The sequence below is a fragment of the Roseomonas sp. TS2 genome, assembly GCF_058833935.1.
This window is the reverse complement of the sequence record NZ_JCACVY010000082.1, coordinates 1-18,269: the sequence shown is the minus strand read 5'-3', so window position 1 is coordinate 18,269 and position 18,269 is coordinate 1. Positions and strand designations below refer to the sequence as shown.

19 protein-coding genes are annotated in these 18,269 nt (G+C 71.7%); 15 read left to right on the top strand and 4 right to left on the bottom strand.

Annotated features, from left to right (window positions below; translation table 11 throughout):
• The 13 genes from ACZJYS_RS14040 to ACZJYS_RS13980 form a co-directional block, all read left to right on the top strand.
• Window positions 1–456, top strand: a 456-nt coding sequence (locus ACZJYS_RS14040; RefSeq protein ID WP_493179069.1) for a DMT family transporter, incomplete at its 5' end; no start/stop codon positions are given.
• Window positions 457–600: 144 nt separating this feature from the next.
• Entirely contained in the window at window positions 601–1,332 is a 732-nt protein-coding gene (locus tag ACZJYS_RS14035; RefSeq protein ID WP_109516640.1) for a class I SAM-dependent methyltransferase, read from the top strand.
• A 13-nt stretch (window positions 1,333–1,345) separates the two neighbouring features.
• Complete coding sequence (locus ACZJYS_RS14030; RefSeq protein WP_109516641.1) at window positions 1,346–1,672, top strand: ArsR/SmtB family transcription factor; 327 nt, start codon at window positions 1,346–1,348, stop codon at window positions 1,670–1,672.
• Between the two features lie 299 nt (window positions 1,673–1,971).
• On the top strand, window positions 1,972–2,886 hold the full coding sequence (gene coxB / locus ACZJYS_RS14025; RefSeq protein ID WP_456316314.1) for a cytochrome c oxidase subunit II: 915 nt from the start codon (window positions 1,972–1,974) through the stop codon (window positions 2,884–2,886).
• A 42-nt stretch (window positions 2,887–2,928) separates the two neighbouring features.
• Window positions 2,929–4,542, top strand: a complete 1,614-nt coding sequence (gene ctaD, locus ACZJYS_RS14020; protein ID WP_109516643.1) for a cytochrome c oxidase subunit I — start codon at window positions 2,929–2,931, stop codon at window positions 4,540–4,542.
• 15 nt (window positions 4,543–4,557) lie between these two features.
• Window positions 4,558–5,514, top strand: coding sequence for a heme o synthase (locus ACZJYS_RS14015; RefSeq protein WP_493179065.1), 957 nt, complete (start codon window positions 4,558–4,560; stop codon window positions 5,512–5,514).
• The gene (locus ACZJYS_RS14010; protein WP_181378081.1) at window positions 5,511–5,669 is read left to right on the top strand and encodes a cytochrome c oxidase system small membrane protein; all 159 of its coding nucleotides are present in this window, start codon (window positions 5,511–5,513) and stop codon (window positions 5,667–5,669) included. The genes ACZJYS_RS14015 and ACZJYS_RS14010 overlap by 4 nt, the downstream gene beginning before the upstream one ends.
• Window positions 5,670–5,692: 23 nt before the next feature.
• The gene (locus tag ACZJYS_RS14005) at window positions 5,693–6,349 is read left to right on the top strand and encodes a cytochrome c oxidase assembly protein (RefSeq protein WP_109516645.1); all 657 of its coding nucleotides are present in this window, start codon (window positions 5,693–5,695) and stop codon (window positions 6,347–6,349) included.
• 123 nt (window positions 6,350–6,472) lie between these two features.
• A complete protein-coding gene (locus ACZJYS_RS14000; protein WP_109516646.1) occupies window positions 6,473–7,324 on the top strand; it encodes a cytochrome c oxidase subunit 3 in 852 nt (283 codons plus the stop codon).
• A 154-nt stretch (window positions 7,325–7,478) separates the two neighbouring features.
• Window positions 7,479–8,168 (top strand): SURF1 family protein, encoded by a 690-nt coding sequence (locus ACZJYS_RS13995; RefSeq protein WP_493179062.1) that lies wholly within the window; start codon window positions 7,479–7,481, stop codon window positions 8,166–8,168.
• Window positions 8,165–9,679, top strand: coding sequence for a carboxypeptidase M32 (locus ACZJYS_RS13990; protein WP_493179060.1), 1,515 nt, complete (start codon window positions 8,165–8,167; stop codon window positions 9,677–9,679). Before ACZJYS_RS13995 ends, ACZJYS_RS13990 begins: the two co-directional genes overlap by 4 nt.
• A gap of 132 nt (window positions 9,680–9,811) precedes the next feature.
• Window positions 9,812–11,236, top strand: a complete 1,425-nt coding sequence (locus ACZJYS_RS13985) for a M20 family metallopeptidase (RefSeq protein ID WP_493179058.1) — start codon at window positions 9,812–9,814, stop codon at window positions 11,234–11,236.
• A gap of 94 nt (window positions 11,237–11,330) precedes the next feature.
• On the top strand, window positions 11,331–12,920 hold the full coding sequence (locus tag ACZJYS_RS13980; protein ID WP_493179056.1) for an ABC transporter substrate-binding protein: 1,590 nt from the start codon (window positions 11,331–11,333) through the stop codon (window positions 12,918–12,920).
• 62 nt (window positions 12,921–12,982) lie between these two features.
• On the opposite strand, the gene lpxK is transcribed toward ACZJYS_RS13980, so the two are convergent.
• Genes lpxK through ACZJYS_RS13965 form a run of 3 tightly spaced genes read right to left on the bottom strand, consistent with a single transcriptional unit; the run spans window position 12,983 to window position 16,033 of the window.
• The gene (gene lpxK, locus ACZJYS_RS13975; protein WP_493179054.1) at window positions 12,983–13,972 is read right to left on the bottom strand and encodes a tetraacyldisaccharide 4'-kinase; all 990 of its coding nucleotides are present in this window, start codon (window positions 13,970–13,972) and stop codon (window positions 12,983–12,985) included.
• A 23-nt stretch (window positions 13,973–13,995) separates the two neighbouring features.
• Complete coding sequence (locus tag ACZJYS_RS13970; protein ID WP_493179052.1) at window positions 13,996–15,312, bottom strand: 3-deoxy-D-manno-octulosonic acid transferase; 1,317 nt, start codon at window positions 15,310–15,312, stop codon at window positions 13,996–13,998.
• A gap of 4 nt (window positions 15,313–15,316) precedes the next feature.
• On the bottom strand, window positions 15,317–16,033 hold the full coding sequence (locus ACZJYS_RS13965) for a lysophospholipid acyltransferase family protein (RefSeq protein ID WP_493179050.1): 717 nt from the start codon (window positions 16,031–16,033) through the stop codon (window positions 15,317–15,319).
• A 65-nt stretch (window positions 16,034–16,098) separates the two neighbouring features.
• Here ACZJYS_RS13965 and ACZJYS_RS13960 point away from each other — a divergent pair, with 65 nt between their 5' ends.
• Window positions 16,099–17,214: an AbrB family transcriptional regulator gene (locus ACZJYS_RS13960; RefSeq protein WP_379651068.1), complete on the top strand. Its 1,116-nt coding sequence runs from the start codon at window positions 16,099–16,101 to the stop codon at window positions 17,212–17,214.
• A 107-nt stretch (window positions 17,215–17,321) separates the two neighbouring features.
• Here the strand turns inward: ACZJYS_RS13960 and ACZJYS_RS13955 are convergent, their stop codons facing one another.
• On the bottom strand, window positions 17,322–18,005 hold the full coding sequence (locus ACZJYS_RS13955) for an NnrU family protein (RefSeq protein WP_493179048.1): 684 nt from the start codon (window positions 18,003–18,005) through the stop codon (window positions 17,322–17,324).
• On the opposite strand from ACZJYS_RS13955, the gene ACZJYS_RS13950 reads away from it, so the two are divergent.
• The coding region (locus ACZJYS_RS13950) for a TetR/AcrR family transcriptional regulator (RefSeq protein WP_493179046.1) at window positions 18,004–18,269 on the top strand (266 nt) is incomplete at its 3' end. The genes ACZJYS_RS13955 and ACZJYS_RS13950 overlap by 2 nt on opposite strands.

Genomic DNA, 18,269 nt, shown 5'->3' with positions numbered 1-18,269 from the left:
CTCACCGGCGGGCCGATGCCGCACGGGGCGCTGCTGCTGCCGCTCGGCACCGCGCTGCTCTACGGCGTCTACCAGATCCTGACGCGCCGCCTGGCGGGGGTGGACGACCCGCGCACCACCATCCTGCACACCGGCATCGCCGCGGCGCTGGTCTCCTCGGTGGCGCAGCCCTTCGTGTGGGAGTGGCCGCCGGGGGCGATCGGCTGGGTGGGGCTGATGGCGCTGGGCGCGCTCGGCGCGGTGGGCCATGGCTTCCTGGTGCTGGCCTTCGCCCGCGCCCCCGCCAGCCTGCTGGCGCCGATGAGCTACAGCCAGCTCGTCTGGGCCGTGCTGGCCTCGATGACGGTGTTCGGCGACATGCCGGACCGCTACACGCTGCTGGGCGCCGCCATCATCGCCGCGGGGGGTGTGCTGGTGGCGCTGCCGCAGCGGCAGGGCCGGACGGGCGGAACCTAGGCGGAGCCCAGGCGTTGCCCCTGCTGGATTCACCGAAGGGCGCCCCCGGACACCGCCGCCGGAGGGGTGCGACTCGGTCGAGCACTCTTGCGCTTGCGCGGCGGGCGGCAAGCGGGTAGCGGGATGCGGACGCGAGGACAGGGAATGGCCACGACACTCGGAACATCGCGGGAACAGGCGGTTGACAATGCGCTGCGGGACCACCCGCGCGCGGCGCTGGACGCCCACTCGGTACGGGAAGCCTATCGCCGTTGGGCGGGGGTTTATGACGCGGTGTTCGGGGGGGTCTCCTCCTATGGGCGCCGCCGCGCGGTGGCGGCGGTGAACCGCCTGCCCGGCACGCGGGTGCTGGAGGTGGGGGTCGGCACCGGCCTGGCCCTGCCGCGCTACCGCGCGGAGAAGCGCGTGGTCGGCATCGATCTCTCGCGCGAGATGCTGCTCAAGGCCGAGGAGCGGGTGCGTGACGAGCGCCTTGCCCATGTCGAGGGGCTGCTGGAGATGGACGCCGAGTCGATGGCGTTCCAGGACGGCGCCTTCGACATCGCGGTGGCGATGTTCACCGCCAGCGTGGTGCCCGACGCCAAGAAGCTGTTCGCCGAGATGAGCCGCGTGGTGAAGCCGGGCGGGCACCTGCTGTTCGTCAACCACTTCGCCGCCGAAGGCGGGCCGCGCTGGTGGGTCGAGCGCACCATGGCGCCGCTCTCCCGCGTGCTGGGCTGGCACCCCGACTTCGCCTTCAGCGACCTGTTCGATCGCGAGAAGGTGCAGGTGGAGGCGCTGGAGTCCTGCCCGCCGGCGGGGCTGTTCACCCTGGTGCATCTCCGCAACGCCGCCCCCGCCATGCTGGCGGCGCCGGACCGGGCCGTGGCGGCCTGAGGGCCGCCGGGCGGTGTCGCTGCGCATCGCCGAGGATCAGGTCGTCGAACTGGCCGAGATGTTCCGGCTGATGAGCGACCCGACGCGGCTGCGCATCATCCTGGCCTGCCTCGACGCGCCATCCCCGGTGGGGGAGATGGCCGAGCGGATCGGCATCTCCGGCAGTCTCGCCTCGCACCACCTGCGGCTGCTGCGGGCCGCCCGCCTGCTGCAGGCGGAGCGGCGGGGCCGGCAGGTGTTCTACGCCGTCACCGATGCGCATGTGCGTTCCATGCTGGGCGACATGGTGGATCACGTCATCGAGGATGAGCCGGAGGCTGATTCGGCGCCGGCGGGCTGATTCGGCACTGCGTTGGCGGGCTGGAAAGGTCTGCGGGGCCATTGTGCGCGCGGGCCACAGATGCCCCGCTTGCGCATCGTTGCCCCGGCATCACTTGTGCGGTGCCGGTGGTGGCGATTATGGTCCGGCGAATGTTTCCCCTGGTGTCGGTTCGGGCGCGGGGGGAAAAGGGCCAGGTCGTGCGGTGCGGCTTTGGCTTGTCGGCGCGGTGCGCGCCGGCGCCCAGGTTTATCGGGCGAACGGATTACGAGCGGACGGGATAGGGAATGCGGCGGTCGATCGTTTCGCGCTTCGCGGGCTTGAGCGCCACCCTTGGGGTGGCGGCCATCTCCTTGCTGCAAGGGGCGCCGGCCCTGGCGCAGGGTTCGGGCGGCGCGGATTCCGGCATTGTGGGCGCCCCGGTGCCCTGGGGTATCGATCTGCAGCGGGCCGGCGGCCCGGTGAAGGAGTCGATCCACGACTTCAACCAGCTGGTGCTGTGGATCATCGTCGCCATCACCGTCTTCGTCGGCGCGCTGCTGGCCTATGTGGTCTGGCGGTTCCGCGCCGAGGCGAATCCGGTGCCCTCGCGCACCAGCCACCACACCCTGCTGGAAGTGGCCTGGACGGTTCTGCCGGTGCTGATCCTGCTGGTCATCGCCGTTCCCTCCTTCCGCCTGATCTATTATCAGGACCGGACGCAGGAAGCGGACCTGACGATCAACGTGACCGGCCGGCAGTGGTACTGGCACTACGCCTACCCTGATCAGGGCAATTTCGCCTTCGACAGCTACCCGGTGCAGGAAGCCGACCTGAAGCCCGGCCAGCTGCGCAACCTGGATGTGGATGAGCCGCTGGTGGTGCCGGTGGGCAAGAACATCCGCATCCTGACCAACGGCCAGGATGTCATCCACAGCTTCTTCGTGCCGAGCCTGGGCGTGCAGAAATACACCATTCCGGGCCGCACCATGGAGACCTGGATGCGGGCGGACCACACCGGCACCTATTATGGCCAGTGCAACCAGATCTGCGGCACCAACCACTGGTTCATGCCGATCGTGGTGAAGGCCGTGCCGCAGGCCGAGTTCGACGCCTGGGTGGCGGGGGCGCGGCAGCGCTTCGCGGCCGAGGGCGGCGAGCGCCCGGCGCAGCCGGTGGCCACCGCCGGCAAGGCGCCGGCGGCCCAGGCCGCGGCCGCGGATGACGGTGCGGTTCTGGCGGAGCTTCGCCGCTGACGCGGCGTTCACGAGACGGGTTCGAGAGCGGGACGGACAAAGATGGCGACCGCGTCACACACGCATGACAACCATGGCCATGGTGACCACCATGGCCACCATGATCACACCCCGGGCTTCGTGGCGCGCTGGTTCTTCAGCACCAACCACAAAGACATCGGCATCCTCTACCTGATCTTCGCCGTGGTCGCCGCCTTCGTCGGCGTTGGCCTCAGCCTGCTGATGCGCATCGAGCTGCAGAGCCCCGGCATGCAGATCTTCGCCGACGGCCAGGCCTGGAACGTGGCCGTGACCGCGCATGGCGTGGTCATGGTGTTCTTCGTCATCATGCCCGCGCTGATCGGCGGCTTCGGCAACTACTTCGTGCCGATCATGATCGGCGCGCCGGACATGGCCTTTCCGCGCCTGAACAACATCAGCTTCTGGCTGCTGGTCCCGGCGCTGATCCTGGCGGTGGCGAGCCTGTTCGTGGGCGGCGCCGGCACCGGCTGGACGCTGTACCCGCCGCTGTCGAACAGCACCTACCAGTCCGGCCCCTCGGTCGACATGGCGCTGTTCGCGCTGCACCTGGCGGGTGCCAGCTCGATCCTGGGCGCGGCCAACTTCATCACCACCATCTTCAACATGCGCGCCCCGGGCATGACGCTGCACAAGATGCCGCTGTTCGTGTGGGGCATGCTGGTCACCGCCTTCCTGCTGCTGCTGTCCGTGCCCGTGCTCGGCGGCGCCATCACCATGCTGATCACCGACCGCAACTTCGGCACGGCCTTCTTCGACCCGGCCGGCGGCGGCGACCCGGTGCTGTTCCAGCACCTGTTCTGGTTCTTCGGCCACCCCGAAGTCTACATCATGATCCTGCCGGGCTTCGGCATCATCTCCCACGTGCTGTCCACCTTCAGCCGCAAGCCGATCTTCGGCTATCTCGGCATGGCCTACGCCATGGTGGCCATCGGCGTGGTCGGCTTCGTGGTGTGGGCGCACCACATGTTCACCTCCGGCATCTCGGTGGACACCCGCGCCTACTTCATGGCGGCGACGATGATCATCGCGGTGCCCACGGGCATCAAGATCTTCTCCTGGATCGCCACCATGTGGGGCGGCTCCATCACCTTCCGCACGCCGATGCTGTTCGCCATCGGCTTCATCTTCCTGTTCACCATGGGCGGCGTCTCCGGCGTGAAGCTGGCCAACGCCTCGGTGGACGTGATCCTGCACAACACCTACTACGTGGTGGCCCACTTCCACTACGTGCTCAGCCTGGGCGCGGTGTTCTCGATCTATGCCGGCTTCTACTACTGGATCGGCAAGATGAGCGGGAAGCAGTACCCGGAGTTCTGGGGTAAGGTGCATTTCTGGCTGACCTTCGTCGGCGTGAACCTGACCTTCTTCCCCATGCACTTCCTGGGCGCCCAGGGCATGCCGCGCCGCTACCCGGATTATCCGGACGCCTTCGCGGGCTGGAACCTGATCGCCAGCCTCGGCGCCTATATCTCGGTGGCGTCCTTCGTGGTCTTCCTGTATGTCTGCTACCGGACTTTCGCCGGCAAGGAGCAGGCGGAGGCGAACCCCTGGGGCGAAGGTGCGACGACCCTGGAGTGGCAGGTTTCTTCCCCGCCGCCCTTCCACACCTTCGATGAACTGCCCCGCATCCGCTGAGGCAAATACCGGCTGATGAGCGATAGCGCGATCAAGTCGGGGGGGGCTTCTGCCCCCCTTGGCACATCCACCGACATCGACCTGAGCGAGGTGCGCGACTGGATCGCGCTGCTCAAGCCACGGGTGATGTCGCTGGTGGTATTCACCGGCCTGGTCGGGCTGCTCGTCGCGCCGGGGCATCTGCACCCCGTGCTGGCGGCCACCGCCATCCTCTGCATCGCCGTGGCGGCAGGGGCGGCGGGGGCCATCAACATGTGGTACGACCGCGACATCGACGCGGTCATGCGCCGCACCGCCGGCCGGCCCATTCCCGCGGGGCGCATCCGTGCCAGCTCGGCCCTGGCCTTCGGCGTGCTGCTGAGCCTCGCCTCCGTCATGCTGATGGGGCTGGCCACCAACTGGGTGGCGGCCGCCGTGCTGGCGGGGTCGATCGGCTTCTACGTCTTCATCTACACCATGTGGCTGAAGCGCCGGACGCCGCAGAACATCGTCATCGGCGGCGCCGCCGGCGCCTTCCCGCCGATGATCGGCTGGGCCGCCGTCACCGGGCAGGTCTCGCTCGAGGCGGTGGTGATGTTCGCCATCGTCTTCTTCTGGACGCCGCCGCATTTCTGGGCGCTCTCCCTCTTTGCGCATGGCGACTACCAGCGCGCCGGGGTGCCGATGCTGCCCGTGGTGGCCGGCCCGAAGGAAACCCGCCGGCAGATCTGGCTCTATTCCCTGCTGCTGGCGCCGCTGGCCCTGCTGCCGACCGTCATCGGCATGGCGGGCCTGGCCTATGGCGCGGCGGCGCTGGTGCTGGGCGGCTTCTTCCTGGAATCCATGTGGCGCGTGAAGCGCGACGCCCAGGACGCCGAGGGCCGCAGCCTGACCAACGACGCCCCCGCGCGGGCGGCGTTCCGGTTCTCCATCATCTATCTGTTCGTGCTGTTCGCGGCCCTCGCCGCGGACCGCCTGGTGTTCGGCGCATGAGCCCCGTCAAGGGCGCGCCGGGCGGCATGACGCCGGAGGAGAAGGCCGCCTTCCTCCGCCGGCGGCGCGGCCGCAACTACGCCGTCTTCTTCGCCCTGCTCGGGCTGGTCGGGCTGTTCTTCTTCATCGCCATGGCCCGGCTGACCCGGGGCTGAGCCCAGCGACAGGAAGCGCCACCGTGCCCGTCAACGACCCGGATCTCGCCCGCCGCAACCGCCGCGTCGCCTTCGTGGCGGGCGGCATCGTGGCGGGCATGCTCGGCCTCTCCTTCGCGGCCGTGCCGCTCTACACGCTGTTTTGCGCCGTCACCGGCTATGGCGGCACGCCCCAGATCAACGGCCCCGCGGCGCCGGGGGCCGAGGCGGGGGCGCGGACCATCACGGTGCGCTTCAACGCCAACACCAATCCCGGCCTGCCCTGGCGCTTCCAGCCGGGGCAGAACAGCATGCAGATGCAGCTCGGCGCCGATGCGATGGCCTTCTACACGGCCCGCAGCAACGCCGGCACGCCCACCACCGGCATCTCCACCTACAATGTGACGCCGGAGATCGCCGGGCCGTATTTCCACAAGGTGCACTGCTTCTGCTTCGACGAGCAGACGCTGCAGCCGGGGCAGGAGGTGGAGATGCCCATCTCCTTCTGGGTGGACCCCAAGATCGCGCAGGATCCGGCGACGCGGGATATCCGCACCATCACCCTGAGCTACACCTTCTTCCGCACCCTGGCCGATGCCGAGCGCGCCGGCGCCCTGGCCAAGGCCGGCCCCCATGTGGGCAAGAGCAGCGATGCCTCGCCCATCCGCGATCCTGATGGCCGCCCCACGGCAATGCCGTGAGAGGCTTGATCCAAACCCCGTTTTGGGGATTGATGCTCCGCGTATGACGGGGTGACCCGGGGCCGGCCCCTGCCTGCCCCAACCCCAGTGTTCGAGTCCCCTGAGTCGAGACCAGGAAGCCCCATGGCCAGCAGCAACCTGACGGTGGAAGCGGACGTCCCGCCCCCCAACAAGCACCCCTACCACCTGGTCGATCCCAGCCCCTGGCCGTTGACCTCTTCCTTCGCCGCCGGCGCCATGCTGCTGGGGATCATCCTCTGGGCGCATTACGGCACCCGCTGGGTGTTCTTCGTCGGCCTCATCGGCGTACTGGCCTCGATGTACCTCTGGTTCCGCGACGTGGTGCGCGAGGCCCGGACGCCGGGCATCCACACCCCCGTGGTGCGGCTCGGCATGCGCTACGGCATGATGCTGTTCATCGCCTCCGAGGTGATGTTCTTCGTGGCGTTCTTCTGGGCGTATTTCCACTTCGCCCTGTACCCGGAGCACGTTGCGGGCGCGGAGAAGGCGATCTGGCCGCCGGCCGGCATCCACACCTTCGACCCCTTCCACCTGCCGCTGCTCAACACGCTGATCCTGCTGCTCTCCGGCTGCACCGTCACCTGGGCGCACCACGCCCTGCTGGAGAACGACCGCAAGGGCATGCTGCAGGGGCTGGGGCTGACCGTGCTGCTGGGCATCACCTTCACCTTCTTCCAGGCGGTGGAGTATGCCGAGGCCCCGTTCGCCTTCTCCGGCGGCGGCATCTATCCCTCGGTCTTCTTCCTGGCCACGGGCTTCCACGGCTTCCACGTCATCGTCGGCACCATCTTCCTGGCGGTGTGCTGGTTCCGCGCCTGGAAGGGCCATTTCACGCCGCAGCGCCATTTCGGCTTCGAGGCGGCGGCCTGGTACTGGCACTTCGTGGACGTGGTGTGGCTGTTCCTCTTCGTCTGCATCTATGTCCTCGGCGCCGGCGAGATTGCCCAGCACTGAGTGATACGCGGCCCCGCCCCCTTCCGGGCGGGGTCATGTCCCGAGGCAGCCCGTAGGGCTGCTTCGCTTCTTCTCGTACCAACAGCCGCCACGGCCTGATTCGGGTGCCGCCTTGCCGACCGGCCCGTGCCGCGGCCGCGAAAGTCGCCTCCCGATGCCCTGGCGCCGCCTCTTTCTGCCGATCCTCGTTGCCCTGCCCGTGCTGGCCATCCTGATCGGCCTCGGAACCTGGCAGTTGCAGCGGCTGCACTGGAAGACCGCCCTGCTGGCGGAGCTGTCGGCCGCCCAGTCCGGCCCCGCGCGCCCGCTCGGCGCGGAGCCGCAGCCCTGGAGCAAGGTCTTCACCAACGGCACCTTCCTGCACAGCCAGGAATCGCTGCTGGGGCTGGAGGTGCGCGGCACCGTGCTCGGCGCCAACCTGCTGACGCCGCTCTCCCGCCCCGATGGTCCGCCGGTGCTGGTCAACCGCGGGTGGGTGCCGCTGGACCGGCCGCAAAGCATCGCGCGGCCGGAGGGTATGGTGCGCGTCGAGGGCTATGTGCGGCCCGATGAGCCGCGCGGCCTGTTCAGCGCCGAGGACGACCCGGCGGCCCGCCGCTTCTACACGCTCGACATCAACCGCATCGGCCCGGCGCTGGATGTGCGCGGCCTCGCGCCCTTCGCCCTGGTGGCGCTGGCGCCGCCCGGCCTCTCCCCGCAAGCCCTGCCGCAGCCGGTACGCAGCCTGCCGCAGCCGCCCAACAACCACCTGGGCTATGTCATCACCTGGTACGGGCTGGCGCTGGCACTGATGGGCGTCTTTGTCGTCTGGGCCCGTGCCCGCCTGAAGGAATCCGCCGCGTGAGCACCGCCGTCCCGAGCACCGCCGCCCCGAGCACCGCCTATGAGCGCCTGAAGACGCGCTTCGCCCGCATCGCCACGCTGGGCGAGGCGCAGGCCATGCTGCACTGGGACGCCGCCGCCATGATGCCCCCCGGCGGCGCCGAATCGCGCGGCGAGCAGCTCGCCACCCTGGCCGGCCTCTCGCACGAGCTGCTGGTGGCCCCCGTGGTGGCCGAGGAGCTGGCCGCCGCCACGGCGGAAGGGGAGTGGGACGCCGCCAACCTCGAGCTGATGCGCCACGCCCATGCCCGTGCCACAGCCTTGCCGGGCGCGCTGGTGGAGGCCACCGCCCGCGCCAACGCCGCCTGCGAGACGGTGTGGCGCGAGGCCCGCGCCGCCTCGGACTTCGCCCGCGTGCAACCCTACCTGGCCGAGGTGGTGCGGCTGCAGCGCGAGACGGCCGCGGCCCTCTCCGCCGCCACCGGCCTCGCCCCCTATGACGCGCTGATGGAGGGCTACCAGCGCGGCATCGGCGCCGCCGACGTGGCCCCCATCTTCGCCGCCTACGAGACCTTCCTGGCCGAGGCGCTGCCGCGCGCCGAGGAGATCCAGGCCCGCCGCCCGGCGCCCATCGCCCTGCGCGGGCCGTTCCCGGTGCCGGCGCAGAAGGCGCTGTGCCACGAGATGGCCGGCCGCGTCGGGCTGGATTTCGCCCATGCGCGGCTGGATGAGAGCCTGCACCCCTTCTGCGGCGGCATCCCCACCGACGTGCGCATCACCACGCGCTACACGGAGGAGAGCCTGGCCCAGGCGCTGCTCGGCGTGCTGCACGAGACGGGGCACGCCCTCTACGAGCGCGGCCTGCCGGCGCACCATGCCCGCCAGCCGGTGGGCGAGGCCGCCGGCATGGCGGCGCATGAATCGCAGAGCCTGATCATCGAGATGCAGGCGGCGCGCTCCGATGCCTTCCTGGGCTTCCTCGGCGGCCGTCTGGCGGAGGGCTTCGGCGGCGAGGCGGCGGCCTATGCGCCGGAGAACCTGGCGCGGCTGTGGCGCCGGGTGGAGCGCGGCTTCATCCGCGTCGATGCCGACGAGCTGACCTACCCGGCGCATGTCATCCTGCGCTTCCGGCTGGAGCAGGCGCTGATCGGCGGCGAGCTTGCCGTGGCCGACCTCCCCGGCGCCTGGAACGAGAGCTTTTCCCGGTTGCTCGGCATGGTGCCGCCGGACGATGCGCGGGGCTGCCTGCAGGACATCCACTGGCATGACGGCGCCTTCGGCTACTTCCCCTCCTACACGCTGGGCGCCATGGCCGCGGCGCAGCTGATGCGGGCCGCGCGCGCGGCCGTGCCCGGCCTGGACGAGGCCCTGGCGCGGGGCGATTTCGCCCCGCTCACCGGCTGGCTGCGCGAGAAGGTGCATGGCCAGGGCTCGCGCCTCGGCTTCCAGGACCTGCTGCGCGCGGCGACCGGCAAGCCGCTCGACCCCTCCGACTTCATGGCCCACCTCAACGACCGCTACCTCACCAACTGACAGAAGAAGATGAGGGAGGTCCGGAGGGAGAATTCCTTCTCCCTCCGGCCTTTATGTGGTTTGGCCCCGCGCGCATAAAGGCTGCCAGAGAGAGTCGGCCCCCGGAATGAAGGGGGCCGCGGAAGGGCCGCCATGCAGAACAGTGACGACATCTGGCGCCGGGTGGAGAGCAAGCTCCCCCGCTACACCGCGCTTTCGGACCAGGTCTGGTCCACGCCCGAGCTGAACTACGCCGAGCACCGCTCCGCCGCCGCCCATGCCGAGGTGCTGGCGGAGGAGGGCTTCCGCGTCACCACCGGAATCGCCGGCATCCCCACCGCCGTGATGGGCGAGGCGGGCGAGGGCGGCCCGGTCATCGCCATCCTCGGCGAGTACGACGCGCTGCCGGGGCTCAGCCAGGAGGCGGGCGTCGCCGAGCACCGCCCCATCGAGGCCAATGGCAGCGGCCATGGCTGCGGCCACAATTTGCTCGGCTCCGCCTCGCTGCTGGCCGCCGCCGCGGTGAAGGACTGGCTGGCCGAGCGCGGCCTCAAGGGCCGCGTCCGCTACTATGGCTGCCCGGCCGAGGAGGGCGGGTCCGCCAAGGGCTTCATGGTCCGCGACGGCGCCTTCGACGATGTGGACGTGGCCATCTGCTGGCATCCGGCGCCCTTCTCCGGCGTCAACAAGCCGCGCTCGCTGGCCTGCATGGAGGTCGACTTTTCGTTTGTTGGCCGCTCCAGCCATGCGGCGGCCGCGCCGCATCTGGGGCGCAGCGCGCTCGATGCCGTCGAGCTGATGAATGTCGGCGTCAACTACATGCGCGAGCACATGCCGAGCCATGCGCGCATCCACTACGCGTTGCAGGATGCCGGCGGCATCGCCCCCAACGTGGTGCAGGGCAAGGCGCGCGTGCGCTACCTGGTGCGTTCGCTGACCATGGCCGAGGTGCTCTCCCTGCTGGAGCGGGTGAAGAAGATCGCCCAGGGCGCCAGCCTGATGACCGAGACCAGCGTCACCCACCGCGTGCTCAGCGCCGATGCCGAGCTGGTGGCCAACCCGCCGCTGGAGCAGGCCATGGAGGAGAATTTCCTCCGCCTCGGCCCGCCGCGCTTCGACGAGGACGACAAGGCCTTCGCCCGCCAGATCCAGGCGACGCTGACGCCGGACGAGATCGACGCCGCCTATCGCCGCGCCGGTCTCGACCCCATCCCCGGCGAAGCGCTGGCCGAGCGGCTGGTGCCGCTCTCGGCGCCCGAGCCGGCCGGCGTGGGCTCCACCGATGTCGGCACCGTCTCCTGGAAGGTGCCCACGGTGCAGGCGCGCGGCGCCACCTATGCCATCGGCACGCCGGGGCATAGCTGGCAGCTCGTGGCGCAGGGCAAGGCGCCGGCCGCGCACAAGGGGCTGGAGCATGTGGCCAAGGTGATGGCCGGCACCGCCCTGGACGTGCTGACCAACCCCGAGCTGCTGGCCCGCGCCCGCGCCGACCACGCCGCCCGCACCGCCGAGATGCCGGACGTCTTCCCGATCCCGAAGGACGTGCCGCCGCCGCTCGACATGGCCGCCGGCCACTGACCGGCCGCCCCTTCCGGCGCCGCCCAACCCGGCGGGCGGCTCCGGAGCCCTGTTCCCGCGCGCATTTCCATCCCGAAACCGGAACCCCGGACCCATGACCACCTTCCGCTCCGCCACCCTGCTGGCCGTTCCCCTGGCCGCGCTGGCCGCCGGCACCGCGCCGGCGCCGCTGCGCGCGCAGGAGCTGCGCGTCGGCCTCTCCGCGCCGGTCACCTCGATCGATCCGCATTTCGCCAATGCGGCGCCCAATTCCTCCTTCGCGCGGCACATCTTCGACCCGCTGGTGGTGCGCGCGCCGGATGGCCGCCCGGTGCCCAACCTGGCGCTCTCCTGGACCGCGCTGGAGGACAACCTCTGGGAAATCAAGCTGCGCCCCGGCGTGAAGTGGCATGACGGGCACGACTTTACGGCCGACGACGTGGTGTTCACCTTCGGCCGCGCGCCGAACGTGCCGAACAGCCCGGCCAGCTTCGGCGGCAGCTTGCGCACGGTGAAGGCGGTGGAGGCGGTGGACCCGCTGACGCTGCGCATCACCACCTCGGCGCCGACACCCAACCTGCCGATCGACCTCGCCGCCATCGCCATTGTCTCCCGCCATGCGGGGGAGGGGGCCAGCACGGCCGACTACAACAGCGGCAAGGCCGCCATCGGCACCGGCCCCTACAAGCTGGTCAGCTACGCCTCCGGCTCCAGCATCGAGGTCTCGCGCTTCGATGGCTGGTGGGGGCCGCGGCAGGACTGGGAGAAGGTCACCTTCCGCATCATCCCCAACCCCGGCGCCCGCACCGCGGCGCTGCTCTCGGGCGATGTGGAACTGATCGCGGCGCCCTCCTCCTCCGACCTGCCGCGGCTGCGGCAGGAGGCGAACATCCGCATCTTCGAGCGGCAGGGCTCGCGCGCGCTGTTCCTCTCGCCGGATTTCAGCCGCACCGGCGAGTCGCCCTACATCACCGACAATGACGGCAAGCCGCTGCCGGGGAACCCGCTGCGCGAGCTGAAGGTGCGGCAGGCGCTCTCCCTCGCCATCAACCGGCAGGGGCTGGCGGAGCGGGTGCAGCAGGGCATGGCCGAGGCCACCGGCCAGTGGATGCCGCCCGGCGCCTTCGGCCACAACCCGGCCGTGCCGGTGCCGGCCTTCGACGTGGCGCGCGCCCGCGCGCTGCTGGCCGAGGCGGGCTACCCGCAGGGCTTCCGCATCACGCTGCACGCCAGCAACGACCGCTACCCGGCCGACGCGCAGACCGCCCAGGCCGTGGCGCAGATGTGGAGCCGCATCGGCGTCGCCACCACGGTCGAGACGCTGCCCTTCGCCACCTACCTGACGCGCATGGCGAAGCAGGAATACTCGATCGTGCAGAACAGCTGGGGCAGCTCCACGGGCGAGGCCGGCAGCGTGCTGCTGAACATCGTGCACAGCTACGACCAGCCCCGCCGCCTCGGCGCCAGCAACGACACGCGCTACGCCAACGCGGCGCTGGACGCGCAGATCGCGGAGGCGCTCTCCACCATGGACCCGGCCCTGCGCGAGCAGCGCGTGGCCGCCGCCGTGAAGGCCTCGGTGGACGACCTAGCGCTGATCCCGATGATCCTGTTCAAGAATGCCTGGGCCGCGCGCCGCCCGCTCACCTACGAGCCGCGCATGGACGAGCAGACCCTGGCCATGGGCATCCGCCGCGAGAACTGACAGGAAAAAGAAGGGGTCCAGGGGAATTCCTTCCCCTGGCCTTCCCCTGGCCTTTCTCTGGCCTAGGCCGGCACCGGCACCCGCTGCGCCAGCGGCTCCAGCAAAGTCTCCAGCGCCACCGGGTCCTCCCATTCCAGCTTCACCGTCAGCACCGTCACGCGGCTGCGGAAGGCGGGGGGGATGCGCACATAGTCCTTGCGCGTCGTCACCGGGATGGCGCGCAGCGCCTCGGCCTGCTCCAGCAGCTCGCGCAGGTCGCCGGCGTCGAAGGGATAGTGATCGGCATAGGAGACGCGGCCGGCGAGCACGGCGCCCGCCTCCTGCAGCGTGGTGAAGAACTTGCGCGGGTTGGCGATGCCGCAGAAGGCGAAGACCGGCTGGCCGGTCAGCAGCTCCGCCTCCGGCCCCGGCACCAGCCGGGCGCGCAGCACCGTCATCTCGGGCGGGAGCTGGGCCAGCGCCTCCGTCTCGTCCTCGCCGATCAGCACGGCGGCGCGGCAGCGCGCGGCGGCGGCGCGCACCGGCTCGCGCAGCGGTCCGGCGGGGATGATCCGGCCATTGCCGAAGCCGTAATTGCCGTCGATGACCAGCAGCGAGAGGTCCTTCTCCAGCCCCGGATTCTGCAGCCCGTCATCCATGATGATGGCCTGGGCGCCGGCCGCCACGGCGGCGCGGCCGCCGGCCTCGCGGTTGGCGGCCACCCAGGTGGGGCGGGTGGCGGCCAGCAGCAGCGCCTCGTCGCCCACCGCCTGGCTGTCGTGCAGGGCGGGGTCCACCATCAAGGGGCCCTTCACCCGGCCGCCATAGCCGCGCGTCAGGAACACGCTGCCGACGCCGCGATTGGCCAGGCGCTGGCCGAGGTCGAGCGCCACGGTGGTCTTGCCGGCGCCACCGGCGGTGGCGTTGCCGCAGCAGATGACGGGCACGGGCGCCTGCCAGCCCGTGCGGGCCACGCGGCGCGCGGTGGCGGCCGCGTAGATCGCGGCGATGGGGGACAGCAGCAGGGGCGCGATTCCCCCGCTGCCCCCGCTCCAGAAGCCGGGGGCACGCATTCGGCTCGAACCTGTCCTTCTCCCTAGGCCCCGCGCGCGGCCGGCGGACCGCCGGCGTCGATGGGCAAGATCTCCAGGATCGCCGCGGCCAACCTTCCCGGCAGGTGGGACGCATCGGCGGCAACCATCGCCGCGGCGCGGGTCAGGGACTGCGCACGGCCCGGCGTGGATAGCACGTCTGTCACCGCCTCGGCCAGCGTGGCGCCATCCGCCACCCGGATGGCGCCGCCGGCGGCCTCCAGCGCGCCGGCCAGCGCCTCCACATGCTCGGTGTGCGGGCCGAACAGGATGGGGCAGCCGAGCCGTGCCGGCTCCAGCGGATTGTGCCCGCCCTTGGGCACCAGCGAGGCGCCGATGAAGGCCACCCCCGCCAGGCGGAAGAACAGCCCCAGCTCGCCCAGCGTGTCCGCCACATGCACCTGGCAGCCGGGGCCGGGCTGGCCGCCCGCGGCGCGCCGGCTGACGGCTGCCTCTCCCACGGTGCCGGCGGCCAGCGCCGCCACCTCGGCGCCGCGCTCGGGGTGGCGGGGCGCGATGATGGTGAGCAGCTCCGGCAGGCCGGCGCGGGCGAGGCCCGCCGCCTCCAGCACCACCGCCTCCTCGCCCGGCTGGGTGCTGGCGGCGAGGAAGACCGGCCGCCCGCCGAGGAGCGCGCGCAGCCGCCGCAGCTCCGCCGGATCGGCCGGCAGCGGCTCGGCGGCGGCCTTCAGGTTGCCCCAGGACTGCACCGCGCCGGCGCCGAGCGCGCGCAGCCGCGCCGCATCCTCCTCCGTCTGGGTGAAGATGAGGCGGAAGCGGGAGAGGATCTCGCGCGCGAGGCCGGGCGCCCAGCGCCACATCCGCGCCGAGCGGGGCGACATGCGGGCATTGACCAGCACCGCCGGGATGCCGCGCCGCGCCAGCGCCGCCGTCATGTTCGGCCACAGCTCGCTCTCGACGAAGATCGCCCCGTCCGGCCGCCAGCCATCGAGGAAGGCCTCCGCCCAGCGCGGCACGTCGAGCGGCACGAAGCGGTGCGTCACGCGCCCGGCCAGGTCGGGCGGCAGGCGCTGCGCCAGCAGGGTGGCGGCGGTGACGGTGCCGGTGGTGACGAGCAGCCGCAGCGCGGGCCGGCGTTCCATCAGCGCCGCCATCAGCGGCAGCAGCGAGAGGGATTCGCCGACGCTGGCCGCGTGCAGCCAGAGCAGCGGCCCCTCCGGCCGCTCCGCCCCGGCGCCGCGCCGCTCCGCCAGCCGTTCGGGGATCTCCTTGCCGCGGCCGGCGCGCAGCCGCAGCCAGAAGGGCAGCAACGGCGCCAGCCCGGTGCCGGCCCAGTGCGTGACGGCCCCGCCGAGGCTCATGCGGCTAGAGCGCCCGGCTTTCGATGCCCGGCGGCAGGCGGCCCGCGGCCCAGGCATCGGCCATGTCGCAGGCCGCGCTCAGCGCCGCCTCGATGGCGGGCACCGCCGCCTGCGTGCCGTCGCGCGGGACATGCACGGGCGGGCCGCAGACCAGCACGGCGCGGCCGAAGGGCAGGGGCAGCATCATCCGGTCCCAGCTCGGCAGCAGCCGGTGGCGGGTGGCGGCGGCGGCGGTGGGCAGCACCGGCACGCCGGCGATGGCGGCGAGGCTGGCCACCCCGTCCGCCGCCTTGCGGCGCGGGCCGCGCGGGCCGTCGGGCGTGATCGCCACCGGGCTGCCCTCGCGCAGCACCTTCAGCAGGGCGCGCATGCCGCTGGCGCCGCCGCGCGAGGTCGAGCCATGCACCATCACCAGCCGGAAGCGGGAGACCACCTCGCCGATGAAGCGGCCATCCCGGTGCTGGGAGACCAGCACATGCGGCTGCCAGTCCTTCGCCTCGGGGAAGATGCGGTGCACGGCGGTCCAGAGCATTGGCATCATCGGCAGGCGCTCGTGCCAGAAGCCGATGATGGCGGGGCGGCCCTGCCCGGCGAGCGGCGCCATGTGCTCGTGCCCCACCATCGTCCACCGCGTGGTGCGGTAGCAGAAGGCCAGGTAGGCGCTGAGCAGCCGCGCCAGGACGGCCTGGGTGGCGGGATGGCGGATCAGCTTGCGGAGCATGGGGTGCGCGACATGTCGGGGAGCGCCCCTAGCACGGCTGGCCGCGCAGCGGAAATTCCCCGCGCATGACGCGCCGCAGCATGGCGGGCGTTGCCATGCCGCGCCACGCCGCTAGGCTGGCCCGGATGCCCCGCCCTGCCACCCTGGCGCGCCGCGCCGCGCCCTTCCTGCTCTGCCTGCTGCTGGCCGGGCTGGGGGGCGGCCTGTTCTTCCTGCTGGGCACGCCGCTGCCCTGGCTGCTGGGGGCGCTGAGCTTCGTCGCCGCCGGGCAGCTCATGGGGCTGCGGTTGCAGGCCTCGCGCCGGGCGCGCAATGCCGGGCTGCTGGTGGTGGGCTGCGCGCTGGGCCTGTTCTTCACGCCCGAGGCCGCACGGCACCTCGCCGAGCGCGCCTGGCTGGTGGTGGGCGCGGCGCTGCTGACGCTGGCCATCGGCGTCGCCCTCTCGCCGCTGCTGGCGCGGCTCGGGCGGATGGACCGCGCCAGCGCGCTGTTCGGCTCCATCCCCGGCGGGGTGGCGGAGATGAGCGTGCTGGGCGAGGCCTATGGCGCCCGCCCCACCACGGTGGCCATCGTGCAGCTGCTCCGCGTGGTGGGGGTGGTGGTGCTGGTGCCGAGCAGCTTCGCGCTGCTGGGCATTTCCGGGCACATCTCCTCCAGCTTCGTGGCGCGGCCGCTCTGGCTGCCGGGGCTGGCGCTGCTGCTGGCGCTGGGCGCGGCGATGACCTGGCTGCTGATCCGCCTGCGCGTGCGCAACGCCTGGCTGCTGGGCGGGCTGTTCGTCAGCCTCGGCCTCACCGCCGCGGGGCAGGCGCTGACCGGGGTGCCGGGCTGGGTCTCGGCCATCGCGCAGGTGGCGATGGGCGCGCAGCTCGGCGTGCAGTTCGAGCGCGCGGCCTTCCTGGGCGGCGGGCGGCTGCTGGGGGCGGCGGTGCTGCACGTGCTGCTGCTCACCGGCCTCTGCGCCCTGCTGGGCTGGCTGCTGGCGGCGCTGTTCGGGCTGGACCTGCCGACACTGGTGCTGGCCACGGCGCCCGGCGGCGTGGCGGAGATGTCCATCACCGCCAAGACGCTGCTGCTGGACGTGCCGGTGGTGGTGGCCTTCCACCTCGTGCGCATCGCGCTGACGGCGATGCTGGTGCAGCCCTGCAGCGTGCTGCTGCGCCGCTGGGGGCTGCTCTAGAGCAGATCGCGAGCAGGCTGCCTCGCCAGATCGCGTGAAAAAGCTCGCAAAAATAATGATCTAAGGCCTTTTCCGTGAGCCAGCACGAACGGAAAAGGCTCTAGGGCTCAGCCACCCATCGGCAGCGGCGAGACGCCGAACAGCCAGCCATGCGCGTGCAGCAGTGTCGCCCAGGCCAATAGCGCCAGGGCCGGCGCCAGCCAGCCGATCTCCCGCCAGGCCAGCCGGTTGCGCCCGGCGGCGATGGCACCGAAAGGCAGGATGGAGGTCTCCGCCGCCAGCCGCGCCCAGGCCCGGGGGTCGCGCCGGGCCAGCTTGGCGTCGATCGAGGGCATGCCGGCCAGGGCGGTGGCGCCCAGCGTGCCGAAGAAGACCAGGCTGGCGCTGTCGCCATTGCCCAGCATGTGCAGCAGCGCCCACAGCGCGAAGGACCACAGCATGGGGTGGCGGGTGACACGCTGGATGCCCCGCGCGCCCTGGGCCATCGCCGCCTCGCCGCCCACCGCCGTCGGGTTCGGCCGCAGCACGGAGGCGACGAAGAGCAGGAAGGCCGGCAGCATGCCGAGCACGATCAGCCAGCGCAGCCAGCCGGGCGCGAACCACAGCGGCACCGTCCCGGCCGCGCGCCAGCCCTGCACCAGCAATGCCAGCGCCAGCACCGAGGCCAGCGAGAAGGCGGCGCGGAAGCCGCCCTCGCCGAGCCGCGCCGCCACCGCCCCGCGCCATGGCCCGCCGGCGAGGCCGAGATGCAGGGCGAGCCAGAGCAGTGCGGCCAGGAGCAGGGGCAGCATGGCGGGACTCCTTTCGTCGGTCCGGGGCTTGCCAGGCAGGGGGGAGGGCCGGATGGTGACAGTGACAACATCAGAGGATAGTCTGTTGGCGATGTCAACATCGGCGCCGGACCCCTATCACCACGGTGACCTGCGCGCGGCCCTGCTGCGCGCCGCCGAGGCGATGCTGGCCGCGCAGGGGCCGCAGGATCTCTCGCTGCGGGCCGTGGCGCGGGCGGCGGGGGTTTCGCACAACGCGCCCTATCGCCACTTCGCCAGCCGCGA

Coding starts and splice junctions, on each gene's coding strand:
- ACZJYS_RS14035 (WP_109516640.1), top strand. CDS start 601: ATGGCCACGACACTCGGAACATCGCGGGAACAGGCGGTTGACAATGCG.
- ctaD (WP_109516643.1), top strand. CDS start 2,929: ATGGCGACCGCGTCACACACGCATGACAACCATGGCCATGGTGACCAC.
- ACZJYS_RS14015 (WP_493179065.1), top strand. CDS start 4,558: ATGAGCGATAGCGCGATCAAGTCGGGGGGGGCTTCTGCCCCCCTTGGC.
- ACZJYS_RS14010 (WP_181378081.1), top strand. CDS start 5,511: ATGAGCCCCGTCAAGGGCGCGCCGGGCGGCATGACGCCGGAGGAGAAG.
- ACZJYS_RS14000 (WP_109516646.1), top strand. CDS start 6,473: ATGGCCAGCAGCAACCTGACGGTGGAAGCGGACGTCCCGCCCCCCAAC.
- ACZJYS_RS13995 (WP_493179062.1), top strand. CDS start 7,479: ATGCCCTGGCGCCGCCTCTTTCTGCCGATCCTCGTTGCCCTGCCCGTG.
- ACZJYS_RS13985 (WP_493179058.1), top strand. CDS start 9,812: ATGCAGAACAGTGACGACATCTGGCGCCGGGTGGAGAGCAAGCTCCCC.
- ACZJYS_RS13980 (WP_493179056.1), top strand. CDS start 11,331: ATGACCACCTTCCGCTCCGCCACCCTGCTGGCCGTTCCCCTGGCCGCG.
- lpxK (WP_493179054.1), bottom strand. CDS start 13,972: ATGCGTGCCCCCGGCTTCTGGAGCGGGGGCAGCGGGGGAATCGCGCCC.
- ACZJYS_RS13970 (WP_493179052.1), bottom strand. CDS start 15,312: ATGAGCCTCGGCGGGGCCGTCACGCACTGGGCCGGCACCGGGCTGGCG.
- ACZJYS_RS13965 (WP_493179050.1), bottom strand. CDS start 16,033: ATGCTCCGCAAGCTGATCCGCCATCCCGCCACCCAGGCCGTCCTGGCG.
- ACZJYS_RS13960 (WP_379651068.1), top strand. CDS start 16,099: ATGACGCGCCGCAGCATGGCGGGCGTTGCCATGCCGCGCCACGCCGCT.
- ACZJYS_RS13955 (WP_493179048.1), bottom strand. CDS start 18,005: ATGCTGCCCCTGCTCCTGGCCGCACTGCTCTGGCTCGCCCTGCATCTC.